Below are 16783 nucleotides of genomic sequence, written 5' to 3' on the forward strand. Positions count from 1 at the left end.
ATGGCTGAAAATAAAGTAGCAATGGTGACAGGAAGTTCAAGAGGATTAGGAAAAGCACTTGCGATTGAACTCGCAAAACAAGGTTATGATATTGTAGTGAATTATGCACGAAGCCGTTCTGCAGCTGAAGAAACAGTGAAAGAAATCGAGGCACTTGGCAGGAGAGCAATTATGATCCGTGCAAATGTCGGTGATGTTAAAAAACTTCGTACGATGTTTGAACAAGTAAAAGAGGAATTTGGCCGTTTAGACGTATTTGTTTCAAACGCAGCATCGGGTGTTTTGCGTCCAATTATGGAACTCGAAGAAACACATTGGGATTGGACGATGAATATCAATGCGAAAGCAATGCTATTTGGCGCACAAGAAGCGGCAAGACTTATGGACAAAGGCGGAAAAATCCTTGGAGTTAGCTCACTTGGATCTATTCGATATCTTGACAACTACACGACAGTAGGCGTTTCGAAAGCGGCAATTGAATCGTTGACTCGCTACCTGGCTGTCGAGCTTGCGCCACTAGGAATTGCTGTTAATACTGTTTCGGGCGGCGCGCTTGATACCGAAGCACTAAAACATTTCCCTAATCGTGATGAATTGCTAGAAGATGCGCGTATTAATACGCCAGCGGGTCGCATGGTTGAAATTGAAGACATGGTGAAAGCGGCGATGTTCCTGATCTCGGCTGATTCGGATATGATTCGTGGACAGACGATTATTGTCGACGGCGGACGTTCGATTTTACTGTAAAAAATTCCAATTGAATAAAAAATGTCTCCTTGCACATGATAGTTGTACGGAGGTGAAAATCCATTGACCAAAAATAACCCGAATCAAACTGATGCGAACCAAGTACGAAAACAGAACCAAGCATCACAACAACAAAACCGAAATGCAATGAATGAGGAGTTTGCTTCTGAAACTGATGTAAATCAGGTTAAGAAACAAAACCAACAATCAATGCAAAAAATGCACAACCAAAAACAAAATCAAAATGCGATGACTGAGGAGTTTGGTTCCGAAACTGATGTAAATCAAGTTAGGAAACAAAACCAACAATCCGAAGCAAACAAAACCAATGCTTCTGGACAGCGCTCGAATCAGTTCGAGAACGGTTCGAAATAAGTAAATGGATACCGCCGGCCGGCAGGAGCTTTACGCTTCTGCCGGTTTTTTATGGATACAAATGACGTCATGAATGGAAATAAAAGTTGAAAGGTTTCAAATAGTACCGTTCTGTTGGTATAATGATGAGATAATAATGGCTTCGAAATTTTCCGGCAACCAAAAGGTGGGTTAATCATGACGATTGCTAAAGAAGGAGAAACGATACAAGTACATAGTTATAAACATAATGGTAAAATCCATCGGGTTTGGCAGGAAACTGTAGTATTGAAAGGAACGCGTAATATTGTCATCGGTGCAAATGAAAGGACGCTTGTAACAGAGTCGGACGGACGCACATGGTTGACACGCGAGCCTTCCATTTGCTATTTTCACGCTGAGCATTGGTTCAATATCATTTGCATGTTAAGAGAAGATGGTGTTTATTATTACATTAACATGAGCTCACCTTTCGTTTATGATAACAAATCATTGAAGTATATTGATTATGACCTTGACGTAAAAGTGTTCCCGGATATGAGTTATATGATTCTTGACGAGGATGAATATGCTGAACACAGGAAACAAATGGGCTATCCTGATGTCATCGATCAGATATTACAAAAGAACCTGGATACCTTGCTAGGGTGGATTAAGCAGCGGAGGGGACCATTTGCTTCCGACTTCATTGAAGTATGGACTTCCAGATATGAATTCTACAAACAGGTCAAGAAAAGTAAGTGAAAAGCCTGATTGCAATTGCAAGGATGCAGTCGTTGCGACAGGATATAGCAACCTTAGACTGCCTTCCTTTTTCACTTATGCCTGTCGCGAAAGATTGCGACAGGCATTTTTAACTCGGGTCGGAAGCTAGACTCCAGGCGCCAGCCCCTCGAGTCGCTTCAGTCTTGCCGAAAAGGCAAAGATCGCCTTTATCATCAAGTCTTTCGGGAGGGATTGAACTGCATCCCTCCAACTTGTCGGGGCTAAACGGCGCCTTACGCTTTTCTTAGTAGGAGGTACAAAGATGGGTGACAGTATAAAACGCTATATGAAGTTTGTTAAGCCATACAACTGGTTAATAATATTGACGATACTTATTGGAATTGTAAAATTCGCAATTCCTTTATTCATTCCATTGCTGATGAAAATTGTAATTGATGACATTATCGGATCGGATACACTTACTAAAGCAGAGATGACGCGCCAATTATTTTATTGGCTTGGTGGGACAGTTCTTGTGTTCTTTATCATCCGCCCTCCAGTTGAGTATTACCGGCAATATTATGCCCAGTATGTGAGCAATAAGATTTTGTATGATATACGGAAAGAATTGTATTCACATCTGCAAAAATTGAGTCTTAGCTACTATTCAAATACAAGAGCTGGAGAAATCATTTCGCGCGTTATAAATGATGTGGAGCAAACGAAAAACTTTGTAATGATTGGTCTTATGAATGTTTGGCTTGACCTCGCGACAATCATCATCGCAGTTGTCATTATGCTGACAATGGATGTTCCGCTGACGCTTGTGACTCTACTTGCATTCCCTTTTTATGCGTACAGCGTCAAACACTTTTTCGGGAAACTGCGGGAGTTGACTGGGAAACGATCCCAAGCACTTGCGGATGTGCAAAGCTACCTGCATGAACGCGTTTCTGGAGTAAGTGTCATAAAAAGCTTTGCACTTGAAGATGAGGAACAACAACGTTTCGATAAGACAAATGGCAACTTCCTCGATAAAGCAATTGATCATACAAAGTGGAATGCGAAAGCATTTGCAGTTGTCAATACGATTACTGATGTTGCACCGCTTCTCGTTCTTGCGTATGCGGGCTATCAGGTTATCAATAATGATTTGTCAGTTGGAACGATGGTTGCCTTCATCGCATACATCGATCGCGTGTATAATCCATTGCGACGATTGGTCAATGCATCGACATCACTCACACAGTCATTTGCCTCTATGGACCGTGTTTTTGACTTGATGGAACAGGAGTATGATGTAACAAATAAGTCCGGTGCAACCCAACTACCTCCAATTGAAGGGGAAATTGAGTTCAACAATGTGAGCTTTACGTATGAACAGGATGGGGAAACAATCCTGGATGGTATTAATTTCACTGTGAAGCCAGGTGAAACAGTCGCGTTTGTAGGCATGAGTGGCGGAGGGAAATCAACTATCGTTGGCTTGATACCAAGATTTTATGATGTGGCGGGCGGGACTGTGCGTATTGACGGGTATGATTTGCGTGACGTCAATATAAAATCGCTTCGTGAACAGATTGGAATTGTTTTGCAAGATACTATATTGTTTAGTGATTCCGTGAAGAGTAATATTTTGATGGGGAAATCGGATGCAACAGATGAAGAAGTGATTGCTGCTGCTAAAGCGGCGAATGCACATGAGTTCATCGAAGGGCTCCCGCTCGGTTACGATACCAAAGTAGGGGAACGTGGCGTGAAGTTATCGGGTGGTCAGAAGCAACGAATTGCGATTGCACGTGTCTTCTTGAAAAATCCACCGCTCCTTATCTTAGATGAAGCGACATCCGCACTTGACCTTGAAAGTGAGGCGCTCATTCAGGAATCACTTGAACGACTTGCGCATGAAAGAACAACCCTCATTGTTGCTCACCGTTTGTCGACAATTACACATGCTGATAAGATTTTCGTCATTGATTCAGGGCAGTTAAAAGAGACGGGTACACACGAGCAATTGATGAAATTACAAGGAATTTACTATGGTTTGTTCCAAGTACAAGTACTTGGAAATTCAAAATGATATATAGTTCAAATAAAGAATCTTATTGAATGTACTGCGGCTCCAGATTAGTTATATAGGCATTCATTTTTTTAACATATATAGTTATTCTAACGTTGAAAAAATAACTTCCCATTGAACTTGACGAAAAGGGCATTGGATTTAGTTGAAACTCCTATATAATAATTAGGTCGGAGTTCGGAGCGTTTTAGCGGTTATCAGATCCATAGTGAGTGGAATCGCGATGATTTAGAATAATGGAGGGATTTTTATGAAAAAAGTAAAGTTTGGGCCATTGGCTTTGATAGTGATTGTTTCCCTTTCGGTAATACTTGGTGCGTGTACTTCATCGGGTTTGGACGATGAGAGTACGAAGGTAAATGCAAAGAAAATATTAGTTTACGGACATAGCGGGAATTCCACGTCACTAGACCCAGCCCATATGAAGGAAGGGGATTCCACCCATGTTACTGTCAATCTTTATGAGACACTCGTGAATCTGGATGAGCAGGGCACGACTGTAGTTCCAGGCTTGGCAGAAAAGTGGGATTCTAGTGAAGACGGTTTGACGTACACGTTCCAGTTGCGGAAAGATGTCAAATTCCATGACGGTACAGATTTTAATGCAGATGCAGTCATAAAAAACTTTGAGCGCTGGACTAACGGCGATGCAGAAGAGTTTCCTTTCTATAGTTCGGTATTTAATGGTTTCAAAGGGGATGACAGTCGTATTATTGAATCGGTGGCGACTGACGGCGATGATACTGTAACAATCAAGTTGAATAACCCACAAGCATCATTCTTGAAAAATCTAACGATGAGTCCGTTCTCGATTGTTAGTCCGAATGTATTTGAACAAAGCGATGAGGAATTTGAAAGCGATCCTATCGGTACGGGACCGTTCCAATACTTCGAAGGGAAACAGAATGAAGCAATCGTAGTTGTAAAATTTCAAGAGTATTGGCAAGAAAGTTTGCCGAAGCTTGAAAAAATCATCTTCAAGTCAATTCCTGATAACACTGCACGCTTGAATGCGTTGATTGCAGGGGATATCGATCTAGCCGATAGTATTAATCCGGAAGATAGAATGGAAGTTGACGACGATGCCGACTTACAATTTTTTGAACGACCTTTTATGGAAAACATTTATGAAGATGCTCCTTCCATATTTGCTGCCGATTCAACACCACTTTTCGGAGCGACAAAATACATGATGAATTACTTACCACAAGTAACGGGTTTTGATGTGTTGTCGAAAGTGGAGTTCGAATTACCAGCAGAAGAAGAAGAAGAGTGAAAAAGCTATCCGATTGGCCGATACCCTGGTCAATCGGATAGCTTTTTTTCGGCAGTAAATGAACACATCACCTATAGTTGATAGGAAGCAGTACCAAGAGTATGCCTTTGTTATTATAAGAATATATAAAAAAGTATTGCATTTATTCTGTATAATCGTATAATTAGAACGACCTATTAATTCTGAAAATAACTAATTGATTGATTAAGAAAAAGGGTGATCTGATGGATGAGAGGAAGACTGTCCTCCAAGTAAAAGATTTACAGACGACCTTTTTTACTGATTCGGGGGAAATACCGGCTGTTGATCATATTGACTTTCACTTGAATGAAGGAGAAATCCTTGGAATTGTCGGAGAATCTGGCTGCGGGAAAAGTGTAACCTCCTTATCGATAATGGGGTTAGTGACAAAGCCTCCTGGGAAAGTTGTCGGAGGCAAAATATTATTTGAAGATAAAGATTTGCTGACCATGAATGAAAAACAGATGCGGCGTATTCGAGGAAACGACATTGCGATGATTTTCCAAGAACCTATGACATCACTGAATCCATTGTTCTCGATTGGCAATCAAATGACAGAAGCAGTGCGGATTCACGAAAAAGGCTGGTCTAAGAAAAAGGCTGAGGGAAAAGCAGTTGAAATGTTGAAACTGGTCGGTTTGCCTCGTGCTGAGGAAATGATGAGAGACTACCCTCACCAATTATCGGGTGGAATGCGACAGCGTGTAATGATTGCGATGGCGTTGGTATGTGATCCTAAAGTACTTATAGCTGACGAACCAACCACTGCTCTAGATGTGACGATTCAAGCGCAGATATTGAAGTTAATGCGGGAATTAAATACGAGATTGAATACAGCTGTTCTACTTATAACTCACGACTTGGGTGTCGTTGCAGAAACATGCGAACGTGTCATTGTCATGTATGCTGGACAAATTATTGAAGAAGCATCCGTTAAGATGATCTTCGAAGATCCACAGCATCCTTATACAAAAGGGCTGATTCAATCCGTTCCCGACATGCGCTATAAAAAGGAGCGACTCTATTCTATCCCGGGTAGCGTGCCGAAACCCGGTTCAATCCGGCAGGGGTGCAGATTTGCAGCGAGATGTGAGTTTGCATTTGATCGTTGTCTAACAGAAAACCCTGAACTATATGAAACTTCGGATGTTCACCAGACTCGATGCTTCCTATACGACAGAGAAGGGGTGAAACAGCATGACAACAAAGCCCTTATTGAAAGTTGAAGGTTTGAAAAAGTATTTTCCAGTTAAAAAAGGAATTCTTGGCAGAACAGTTGGGTATGTCAAAGCGGTAGATGACGTATCGTTTTACGTGAATGAAGGCGAAACGCTAGGCATTGTAGGTGAATCTGGATGCGGTAAATCGACAACGGGCCGGATGCTGATGCGACTTCTTGAACCAACCGAAGGGAAAGTTGAATTTGACGGCAAAGATTTGACGTCCTTATCTACCGGAGAAATGCGGAAAACGAGACGTGACATCCAAATGGTATTCCAAGATCCATACGCATCTCTCAATCCGCGTCACACGATTGAAAAGATATTAGAAGAGCCGCTCATTGTGCACGGCATTGATAATTCGAAAGAGCGGAAAAGGAAAGTGCGTGAATTCCTTGAAATTGTTGGACTAAGCGCATATCATGCCAAGCGCTATCCGCATCAGTTTAGTGGAGGACAGCGTCAGCGTATTGGGATTGCTCGAGCGCTAATGACAAATCCAAAACTGATAATTGCTGATGAACCTGTTTCGGCTCTCGATGTGTCGATTCAGTCTCAAGTGTTAAACCTGATGCAAGATTTGCAGAAGGAATTCAAACTCACTTATATCTTCATTGCCCACGATCTGGGAGTCGTCCGTCATATTAGTGATCGTGTCGGCGTTATGTATCTTGGAAAGATGGTAGAAATGGCGGACAGCGAGCAGCTCTATGCGAAACCGCTTCATCCGTATACGCAGGCATTATTGTCAGCGGTTCCAGTACCTGATCCAGACTTCAAGAAAGAGCAAATTCTTCTTGAAGGGGATATTCCAAACCCAGCGAATCCTCCTAGTGGCTGCACGTTTCATACGCGCTGTCCGCATAAAATGGAAATTTGCACGAAAGTTACACCAAGGCTTGTCGAGCATGATTCGGGTCATTCTGTCGCCTGTCACCTATACAGTGAGCAGGTAGACAATGATATAAAACAGTTGGAGGGGTCAATATGAGAAAAAGGAAGTTAGGTTTACTAGCACTGATGTTGCTTCTCGTTCTTTCGGCAGCGCTAGCCGCTTGTGGGTCAGATGCCGATGATGGCAAGAAGGAAGGTACTAAAAATGAAGATGGTAAAACTGAAGACACTAAAAATGTGAAAGATACATTAGTGTTTGGACGCGGTGGCGATTCAACTTCCCTCGATCCATCAAGGGTGACTGAAGGAGAATCTTTCAAAGTTACGGTTAACATTTACGAAACGCTTCTGAATTTCGGGGAGAGTGATACAGAAATTAATCCAGGGCTTGCCACTGAATGGGAGCCAAGCGAAGATGGTTTAACGTATACGTTCAAACTACGTGAAGGCGTTAAGTTCCATGATGGAACTGACTTCAACGCTGACGCGGTCGTTAAAAACTTCGAGCGTTGGGCTAATGGGGATGCAGAAAAATTCCCATATTATAACACAACATTCGGCGGTTTTAAAGGTGATGAAGGTCATGTTATTGAGTCTGTTACAGCAGACGGTGAAAATACAGTGCTTATAAAATTAACACGTCCACAAGCACCATTCCTTAAAAATATTGCAATGAGCATGTTTGCAATTGCAAGTCCGACTGCATTTGAATTAGGTGACGATCAATTCGAAAGAAAACCAGTAGGTACAGGACCATTCCAGTTCGTCGAATGGAAACCGAATGAAACAATCACAATTGAAAAGTTCGATGACTACTGGGATGAAGGACTACCAAAACTTAAAAAAATCATCTTCCAGTCAATTCCCGACAACTCTGCGCGTTTGAATGCATTGATGGCTGGAAATATCGAACTTGCAGATGGCATTAATCCATCAGATGGCGAATCGATTGAAGATAATGAAAATCTTCAATTGTTTGTACGTCCGTCTTTGAACGTAGGTTATTTAGGTCTTACAGTAACACGCCCTCCTTTCGATAAAAAAGAAGTGCGTCAAGCGATTAACTATGCAATCGACAAACAATCAATTGTTGACTCATTCTTCGAAGGACGTGCAGATGTCGCGAAAAACCCGATGCCGACATCTATTTCAGGCTATAACGATGATATCGAAGGATATGAATACAATCCTGAAAAAGCGAAAGAGCTTCTAAAATCGGTAGGACTTGAAGACGGTTTTGAGATGGATCTATGGGCAATGCCGGTACCACGTCCATATATGCCAGATGGTAAAAAAGTTGCTGAAGTCATTCAGAAAAACCTAGCAGATATAGGGATTACTGCGAAGATCGTTTCACATGAATGGGCAACTTATCTTGACCTTGCAAGTAAAGGGGATGCAGATGCGTTCATGCTCGGCTGGACTGGGGATAACGGAGATGCAGATAATTTCCTATACGCTTTGCTAGATGAAGATAATATCGGTAGCAATAATTATACGTACTATAAGAATGCAAAACTCCACGACATCCTTATCGCAGCACAAACTGAAATCGATGAAGAGAAACGAAATGAATTGTACAAAGAAGCGCAGGTCATCATTCATGATGACGCTCCATGGGTACCACTTGCTCACTCAACTCCGCTTCTTGGAGGATCTAAAGATTTAACAGGTTTTGTTCCAGGCCCAATTGCCTCGGATTTACTGTCGAAAGTAGAATTCAAGTAAAAGATTGTAAGAAATGAACGGAAAGGGAGAGGTCTTTCAGATTTCTTCCTTTTCTCTTTCATTTGATGGATACATATAAGTTGATAGAAAAGTTGGAGAGGTGAAAAATCATGCTCAGCTACATTGGAAAAAGAATGCTGCAGCTCATTCCTGTCCTGCTTGGGATGACGTTTATCGTATTCATGATTATCCGTGCAATCCCGGGTAACCCCGCACAAATTATTCTTGGGCAGCAGGCGACTAAAGAGTCAGTCGAAGCGCTGACGATAAAGCTTGGTTTGGATAACCCTTGGTATGTTCAGTATTTCAAATACTTGGGAGACCTTTTAAAAGGAGATTTGGGCGAGTCGATGAGAACTCGAGCTCCTGTATCAGATGAAATATGGCCTTATTTAGCAGCTACGTTTGAATTGGCACTATTCGCCATCGTTATTGCAGTTATTATCGGTATTAATGCAGGAATCATCTCAGCGTGGTTTCAAAATTCATGGTTTGACTATACGGCGATGATTTTGGCACTTGTTGGTGTGTCTATGCCTATCTTCTGGCTTGGCCTTATGGGGCAATGGGTTTTTGCTGTAGAAAATCCATGGTTGCCGACTGGAGGGCGAGAGGAAGTACGAGATCCTATCAACGCCATAACGAATCTCTATGTACTTGATACAATTATTCAAGGCCGTTTTGATCAGTTATGGCAGGTTTTCCGACACCTTATTTTACCAGGACTAGCACTGGCAACAATTCCGATGGCAATTATCGCACGGATGACCCGTTCAAGTATGCTCGAAGTAATGCGCTCCGATTATATTCGTACCGCACGGGCGAAAGGTCAGAAAATGTTTTGGGTCGTATATAAGCATGCGCTTAAAAATGCAATCATTCCGGTGTTAACAATTATTGGTCTGCAAATGGGAATGTTGCTTGGTGGTGCGATTTTGACTGAGACAATTTTTGCTTGGCCTGGTGTTGGGCGTTATATTTACGACGCAATTGGATTCCGAGATTATCCCGTCATTCAGTCAGCGATTCTAATTGTGGCGCTCTTCTTTGTTTTGATCAACTTGCTTGTAGACTTGCTCTATAGTCTGATAGATCCGAGGATTAAATATGATTGAGGAAGGGGGAAGCACTTATGTCTGAATTTGTACCTAAGGCCGATGGAATTGCGAATAATAAAGTTGATAAAACTGCAGGACCTTGGCGTGAAGCTTGGAATGGCTTTAAAAAGAGTAAAGTGGCAGTTGTCGGTATGGGTATTGTTATATTCTTTATCCTGCTAGCGGGTTTCGGTTTTGTGGCGGAACAAGGTTATCTTGGTTCAAACATTGGACTAGAGGGCATTAACGACCAAAAGTTATCGGATCGGCTTCTCCCTCCTTCAAGTGAATATTGGTTTGGAACAGATGACCTTGGAAGGGATATTTTTTCCCGAATTGTTCATGGTGCCCGAATTTCACTATGGGTTGGATTCTTTTCTGTAATCGGATCGGTAGTTGTTGGAAGTGCATTGGGTATCGTAGCAGGTTATTATGGCAGATGGGTTGATACGATTATTTCACGTGTGTTCGACATTATGCTAGCATTTCCTTCTATCTTGTTGGCCATTGCAATTGTTTCCGTACTTGGTCCGAGTCTGCAAAATGCGCTTATCGCAATCGCAGTTATAAATGTGCCGAACTTTGGAAGGCTCATTCGTTCAAAAGTATTGAGTATAAAAGAAGATGAATATATTACTGCGGCAAAAGGGATCGGAATGAAAGATGCTAGGATTCTGTTTTCTCACATCTTGCCGAACTCTATGGCGCCGGTAATTGTTCAAGGGACACTAGCAATTGCAACGGCGATCCTCGAAGCAGCTGCACTTGGGTTTTTAGGACTGGGTGCACAAGCGCCGATGCCAGAGTGGGGAAAAATGTTAGCGGATTCAAAAAGCTTCCTTCATTCAGCCCCATGGACAATGATTTTCCCTGGTATCGCAATTATGCTTACAGTACTGGGCTTTAACTTAATGGGTGATGGTTTACGCGATGCACTCGATCCTAAGATGAAGAGTTAAGATAATAAAAATGTCCCGTAAGCCGAAGGAGTACATCGGCTCGCGGGACATTTTTTCAATAGAAAAGAAAGAATAAGCTTTTCGACTGAGGTCGCTGTCTAGACTTCAGGCGCTTTTATTAATAGATTTCTTCTGTCAGTTTCGAATTCACTTTATTGTTATGATACTTCTGAAATAGAACAATCAGCTTGTCAAAGTGTTCAAGTTGTTCTTCATAATTAAAGATAGACGACAGGATATGAAGAAGATGATAGGCGGAAAATTCCTCTTCTTCTTTCGTAAGGGCAATTTCCTTTGCAAAAATCTCCATCACCTCATGACGCTGGATGTATTCTTCATTCGGACTGGTATTTACTGCGTCAGACTTCAGTTTACCAACGAACTTCAGATGGAGTTGTTCGTGATATGTGAGCAGTGCGTCGAGACGTTCCTGCACCATCATCCGGAAATGTTCCGGTAAATCAATCAGTTCATTTTCATACTGATGAAGTCTTTTCAGCACATCATAACTGCTCTTTGAAGTAGCAACCATTTGTCTGTAAACGACAAGTTTTCTCGCTTTGTTTCTCGTATTCTTTTTGAAGTAGCTCCGTTCCTCTTTGAATAGCGTGTACAGCTGATCTACCTGAGAAAGGCGCTCCTTCGATTTTGTCAGTGACTTTTTTGTTGCTAAGTGATCAGATGCTTGCCTTCCAGCAAGGCGGGTCCAACGAATAATTTCGTCTTGTGCCTGATGAATGGACTCAAATAATTTTGTTTCGTATTTCGGTGGCATGAACAGCAAGTTCACAACGAAAGCGGCAAGAATACCGATAATCAATGTCAAAAATCTGAGCAATGCAAATGACAGGAACTCATCGCCTTTGATTTCCATTATGGCGATCATTACCACGAGTGCCATCGAAATTGATTTTTCTAGGCCAAATTTAATCATTATTAATATAATAATGACCGCGGCAAGTCCTATGAAGACTAGCTGATTACCAAACAGGAGAACAAATAAAACCGCAACAACTGCGCCAATTATATTACCTTGAACCTGTTCGATAATTGTTAAATAAGATCTATAGATAGAAGGTTGGATGGCAAAAATGGCCGCGATTCCCGCAAACAATGGATGCGGCATGTGTAAAATTTCTGCTAGGAACAATGCGAACATAATCGCAATGCCCGTTTTAAAAATGCGGGCACCAAGTATCATGGGGGTTATCCTTTCTGATCAAATACGCCTTGGCGTATTTGCGCACAGACTTTTATCGAGCCTGCTCGATAAATTCCACTTAAAAGTCTGTGGCATCCGTCGGAGACTGTAACTTCATTTAGCTAGAGTTTTGCTCCTACCAAGTTGTATGCCTATTTTGCAAATACCTATCACTTTATCGAAGTGGAAGGCTTCCGCTAAATGAAGTTAAAGCTGTTTTTCGCTACTGTACCTTAACAATACCGTGCGGTCAACCGTTTATAGAAGTTGCGAGCTCTTTGAATGAATGATCGACTGCAACAAGTGTATCCATAATGTCTTCTTCCGTATGAGCAATTGTTAAAAACCACGCTTCATACTTGGAAGGTGCAAGGTTTATACCGTTTTTTAACATCAGTTTGAAGAACTTGGCGAACACATTGCCGTCTGTAGCTTCAGCTTGTTCGTAGTTTTCGACTTTTACGTCCGTAAAGAACAAAGTAAGGGCTCCTCCAAGACGATTTGTCGTTAATGTAATTCCGTGCTCTTTTGCAGATTTTACAATGCCCTCTTCAAGAATAGCACCTAGACGGTCCATTTCTTCATAAATACCAGGCGTTTGGAGAACTTCTAGAAGAGCAATTCCTGCTAACATCGAAGCTGGATTCCCTGCCATTGTCCCCGCTTGATAAGCAGGACCTAGTGGAGCGACTTGTTCCATAATTTCTTTTTTCCCACCGTATCCGCCAATTGGTAAGCCGCCGCCAATAATTTTTCCGAATGCAGTAAGGTCAGGTGTTAAACCGAGCAAATCCTGTGCGCCGCCGTAGTGGAAACGGAATGCAGTAATTACTTCATCATAAACAATTAAAGCGCCTTTTTCGGCTGCGATATCATGGACGAGCGGAAGAAACCCTTCTTTTGGTTCGACAATGCCGAAGTTACCAACGATTGGCTCGACTAGAATACATGCGATTTGGTCGCCCCATTTTTCCATTGCTTCTATATAAGCATTAGGATCGTTAAATGGAATCGTAATTACCTCTTTAGCAATCGACTCTGGCACACCTGCTGAATCAGGAGTACCAAGCGTTGCGGGGCCAGAACCTGCTGCAACGAGTACAAGATCCGAATGACCATGGTAGCAGCCTGCAAATTTCATGATTTTTGTCCGCCCTGTATATGCACGAGAAACTCGAATTGTCGTCATGACTGCTTCTGTACCAGAGTTTACAAAACGTACTTTATCCATTCTAGGCATTGCTTCCTTCAACATTTTTGCAAACTTCACTTCATGTCGAGTAGGCGTTCCGTATAGCAAACCTGTTTGCGCGGCTTTAACGATTGCTTCAGTAATATGTGGATGGGCATGCCCCGTAATGATTGGTCCATATGCAGCAAGATAGTCGATGTATTTATTGCCGTCGACATCCCAGAAGTAAGCACCTTCTGCACGTTCCATTACTGTAGGGGCTCCGCCGCCAACTGCATGGTATCCGCGCGATGGGCTATTTACCCCTCCTACGATATGCTCGCAAGCTTCATTATAGATTTTTTCTGAATTCGTTCTGATCATTTCAATTCCCCCGTTCAATTCATTACCCTCTCTATTCTAAACAAAATGAAGCAGATAGCCAAAGAATTTGAAACTAAAGAGCGCATTCTGTACGATTAAGGAAAGAATATATTGGAGGAATGGATAATGACGACACTTGAAGGTATGCATGCACCGGAATTTACATTGCCAAATGAGAACGGTGAAATGATTTCGCTAAAAGACTTCGCGGGTGAAAAGTATGTTGTTCTCTATTTTTATCCGAAAGATTCAACACCTGGATGTACAACGCAAGCTTGCGATTTCCGAGATGCGTATGAAGACTTTAGCAAGTTGAATGCAGTAGTGCTTGGAGTGAGCCCTGATGGCGCAGCTTCACATGAGAAATTTATCGGGAAACATGGACTGCCGTTTTCCCTTCTTGTTGATGAAGAGCACACAGTTGCTGAAAAATATGATGTTTGGAAGTTGAAGAAGATGTTCGGTAAGGAGTATATGGGTATTGAGCGTTCGACATTTTTGATTGATCCGACGGGGACGGTTGTTAAAGAATGGCGTAAAGTGAAAGTGAAAGGCCATATAGAAGAAGCACTTGTGACATTGGAGCAACTAACACAGCCTTGAGGGGGAACGAGAAATGGAAGTACTATTCACATTTGATATGAAGAAACATCAGGAACAGGGGCTTGTCATGAAGTTTCCTGAAGTTACATTTCAATTCAACAAAAAGCCGGAAGACATTGAAATTCAAACAGCATCAATTATTGTGACATATGGCGGTGATGTAGACGTTGCGCTACTCGACAAAGCGAAAGCATTGGAATGGATAATGGTTGCGTCGGCTGGCGTTGAAAAAATGCCTCTTGCTGAAATAGCTGAGCGCAACATCGTCATGTCAAATGTTCGCGGTATCCACAAAACACCGATGGCGGAATCCGTTCTCGCGCATATATTATCACTGCAACGGTCGTTACCACTTATTGACGAAAGACAACGGTCAAAAGAATGGAATCGGAAAGTCGGCTCGATTGAATTAAAAGGGTCGACTGCGCTTATCTTAGGTCCTGGCGCAATTGGTTCTGAAATAGGACGCTTACTTCAAGCATTTGGTGTCACTACAATTGGTTGTAACAGATCGGGCAGGGCAAGTGAATCGATGGATGAGACAATAAAGTTTGAAGCTTTGATAGATAGAGTGGGCATAGCAGACTTCGTTATTTCTGTTTTACCGAGTACACCAGAAACAAAAGGGCTGCTAACAGAAGGGCATTTCAAAGCCATGAAGGATAATGCGGTCTTCATGAATTTTGGTCGGGGTGACCTCTTTGCTGAACCGATTCTAATAGATGCATTGAAAAGTAATGAAATCAGGCATGCGGTTCTTGACGTATTTGAAACAGAGCCGCTACCTGCTGACAATGAACTATGGTTACTTGCAAATTGTACGATATCGCCACATGTTTCAAGTCTTTCTGGAAAGTATGTTGAAAGGGCCCTCACTATTTTTGAAGAAAACCTAGGTAAGTGGCAACAGGGGGAGCGGGATCTTCTGAACTTGATTGACATGGAACTTGGCTACTGAGTGGGAACTAAATTGATAGACACAAATGAAGTGGCTCACACAGCGCTTTAGTTGACATATGCACCCTATTTTAAGTACACTAATGATAATAATTATAAAGTGAGAATCTTTATGGATAGAGGTGCATAGCGATGTCGGAAGTTAGATTGAAAGGCGCGCTGGACGCATTGAAAAATAGTGGCGTCAGAATTACGCCACAGAGGCATGCGATTTTAGAGTATCTTATCTCCTCTGAGTCACATCCAACGGCTGATGATATATATAAAGCACTTGAATCTGATTTTCCTAACATGAGCGTTGCAACAGTATATAATAACCTTCGTGTGTTCCGCAATGCGGGACTTATTAAGGAACTTACTTATGGAGATGCTTCAAGCCGTTTTGACTTTGTTACTCACGATCATTATCATATCATCTGTGATGAATGCGGAACGATTGTTGATTTCCATCATCCTGGACTTGAAGAGGTGGAGCGCTTAGCTTCTCATGTAACAGGATTCAAAGTAAATTATCACCGTCTGGAAGTATATGGTACATGTCCTTCATGTGTTTCGCGCGTAGCGAATACTAAATAAAAAAACGTCCGATACTCCTTCCAGTGAAGGTTGTATCGGACGTTTTTTTTATTCCTTAGAATCCTCTTTTATTGCAGCAGTTTTGTTCTTCGTTCTATTATATGATTCGTCAAACTCTTTTCCTTCTAATGAAGGGTCAAGTGTGAGTGGCTCTCGGCAATGCCCGCACATGTCGACGCGTCCGAGCATTTTCGTATGTTTGCCACAACTAGGACAGACGATTTGGATGGCTCGAGTGGATAGGGACCCAATCCAAGCATAAACAATCGTACTGCTAAGGATGGCAAGAACACCAAGAAACATGAATATGAGCATAACAATCTCATATTTCCTGAAGAAAATCCCGATATACATAATGACGACCCCGGCAAATATTAAAGCAAGGGCGAATGACCGGATCCTATTTATCTTATTTTTATAGGGCTTCATCCAACGTACCTCCTTGATATATCCTCAATTACTATATCATATATTACGTTTTTTACGTTATTAAACCTTCTTGAATAAAGGATATCCTAGCCTCTTCGTCGAAAGGAAATGGCAGGGAGGTGTGTTAGTGGAACAAGTACTAAGACCAATTTATCAGGAGCGGGCAAGTTTTCCGGAGACACTTGGTGTCATTCTTGTAGAAAAGAGAGGGAAAGAGGATCCGATTACAGATACATTCGATGTGATCCTCCTCATCATTACCGCCGACGATGAAATCCCTGTCTTTACGAAACATTACACAGACGGAAATGAGAAAGCTGCAATGCATATAATTAGTGAAAAGCAGTTGCGGAAATGGTTGGTTCTCGGTTCGAAGAGGAA

17 protein-coding genes (1 of these 17 only partly in view) are annotated in these 16783 nt (G+C 42.0%); 14 read left to right on the forward strand and 3 right to left on the reverse strand.

The annotated features are described in order from the left end of the window. The 10 genes from fabL to nikC all read left to right on the forward strand — a co-directional run bounded on the left by fabL (position 1) and on the right by nikC (position 11081). Positions 1-747: an enoyl-[acyl-carrier-protein] reductase FabL gene (gene fabL, locus ACGLYD_RS00595; RefSeq protein ID WP_067205809.1), complete on the forward strand. Its 747-nt coding sequence runs from the start codon at positions 1-3 to the stop codon at positions 745-747. A gap of 63 nt (positions 748-810) precedes the next feature. Continuing rightward, positions 811-1122: a gamma-type small acid-soluble spore protein gene (locus ACGLYD_RS00600; protein WP_067205811.1), complete on the forward strand. Its 312-nt coding sequence runs from the start codon at positions 811-813 to the stop codon at positions 1120-1122. 177 nt (positions 1123-1299) lie between these two features. Beyond that, positions 1300-1845: a DUF402 domain-containing protein gene (locus ACGLYD_RS00605; RefSeq protein ID WP_067205814.1), complete on the forward strand. Its 546-nt coding sequence runs from the start codon at positions 1300-1302 to the stop codon at positions 1843-1845. Between the two features lie 283 nt (positions 1846-2128). Continuing rightward, positions 2129-3886 (forward strand): ABC transporter ATP-binding protein, encoded by a 1758-nt coding sequence (locus ACGLYD_RS00610; protein WP_067205817.1) that lies wholly within the window; start codon positions 2129-2131, stop codon positions 3884-3886. Between the two features lie 250 nt (positions 3887-4136). Then, on the forward strand, positions 4137-5162 hold the full coding sequence (locus ACGLYD_RS00615) for an ABC transporter substrate-binding protein (protein ID WP_399630778.1): 1026 nt from the start codon (positions 4137-4139) through the stop codon (positions 5160-5162). Between the two features lie 224 nt (positions 5163-5386). Continuing rightward, a complete protein-coding gene (locus tag ACGLYD_RS00620; RefSeq protein WP_399630781.1) occupies positions 5387-6409 on the forward strand; it encodes an ABC transporter ATP-binding protein in 1023 nt (340 codons plus the stop codon). After that, positions 6381-7394, forward strand: a complete 1014-nt coding sequence (locus tag ACGLYD_RS00625; protein WP_067205824.1) for an ABC transporter ATP-binding protein — start codon at positions 6381-6383, stop codon at positions 7392-7394. Before ACGLYD_RS00620 ends, ACGLYD_RS00625 begins: the two co-directional genes overlap by 29 nt. Further along, positions 7391-9025 (forward strand): ABC transporter substrate-binding protein, encoded by a 1635-nt coding sequence (locus tag ACGLYD_RS00630; RefSeq protein ID WP_187046654.1) that lies wholly within the window; start codon positions 7391-7393, stop codon positions 9023-9025. The genes ACGLYD_RS00625 and ACGLYD_RS00630 overlap by 4 nt, the downstream gene beginning before the upstream one ends. Before the next feature lie 110 nt (positions 9026-9135). After that, on the forward strand, positions 9136-10140 hold the full coding sequence (locus ACGLYD_RS00635; protein ID WP_067205829.1) for an ABC transporter permease: 1005 nt from the start codon (positions 9136-9138) through the stop codon (positions 10138-10140). Between the two features lie 17 nt (positions 10141-10157). Next, positions 10158-11081 (forward strand): nickel transporter permease, encoded by a 924-nt coding sequence (gene nikC / locus ACGLYD_RS00640; RefSeq protein ID WP_067205831.1) that lies wholly within the window; start codon positions 10158-10160, stop codon positions 11079-11081. 118 nt (positions 11082-11199) lie between these two features. On the opposite strand, the gene ACGLYD_RS00645 is transcribed toward nikC, so the two are convergent. Together ACGLYD_RS00645 and ACGLYD_RS00650 are read right to left on the reverse strand one after the other, a co-directional pair. Then, entirely contained in the window at positions 11200-12282 is a 1083-nt protein-coding gene (locus ACGLYD_RS00645) for an aromatic acid exporter family protein (RefSeq protein ID WP_338653575.1), read from the reverse strand. A 250-nt stretch (positions 12283-12532) separates the two neighbouring features. Continuing rightward, entirely contained in the window at positions 12533-13837 is a 1305-nt protein-coding gene (locus ACGLYD_RS00650) for a glutamate-1-semialdehyde 2,1-aminomutase (protein WP_067213828.1), read from the reverse strand. 126 nt (positions 13838-13963) lie between these two features. Between ACGLYD_RS00650 and bcp the strand changes: the two genes are divergently transcribed. The 3 genes from bcp to perR all read left to right on the forward strand — a co-directional run bounded on the left by bcp (position 13964) and on the right by perR (position 15973). Next, on the forward strand, positions 13964-14440 hold the full coding sequence (gene bcp, locus ACGLYD_RS00655) for a thioredoxin-dependent thiol peroxidase (RefSeq protein WP_338653573.1): 477 nt from the start codon (positions 13964-13966) through the stop codon (positions 14438-14440). A 13-nt stretch (positions 14441-14453) separates the two neighbouring features. Continuing rightward, positions 14454-15398: a D-2-hydroxyacid dehydrogenase gene (locus ACGLYD_RS00660; protein ID WP_338653572.1), complete on the forward strand. Its 945-nt coding sequence runs from the start codon at positions 14454-14456 to the stop codon at positions 15396-15398. Between the two features lie 131 nt (positions 15399-15529). Further along, positions 15530-15973, forward strand: coding sequence for a peroxide-responsive transcriptional repressor PerR (gene perR / locus ACGLYD_RS00665; protein WP_156475952.1), 444 nt, complete (start codon positions 15530-15532; stop codon positions 15971-15973). Positions 15974-16021: 48 nt separating this feature from the next. Here the strand turns inward: perR and ACGLYD_RS00670 are convergent, their stop codons facing one another. Next, entirely contained in the window at positions 16022-16402 is a 381-nt protein-coding gene (locus ACGLYD_RS00670; protein ID WP_067205845.1) for a YgzB family protein, read from the reverse strand. 127 nt (positions 16403-16529) lie between these two features. Here ACGLYD_RS00670 and ACGLYD_RS00675 point away from each other — a divergent pair, with 127 nt between their 5' ends. Then, positions 16530-16783, forward strand: partial view of a nucleotidyltransferase-like protein gene (locus ACGLYD_RS00675; protein WP_067205848.1) — the start only. It continues 610 nt past the right edge of the window; 254 of the gene's 864 nt are visible here — the first part of the coding sequence; the start codon lies at positions 16530-16532; its stop codon lies off the right edge, out of view.

It is taken from the genome of Sporosarcina sp. SG10008 (assembly GCF_044569405.1).
Lineage (GTDB): Bacteria > Bacillota > Bacilli > Bacillales_A > Planococcaceae > Sporosarcina > Sporosarcina psychrophila.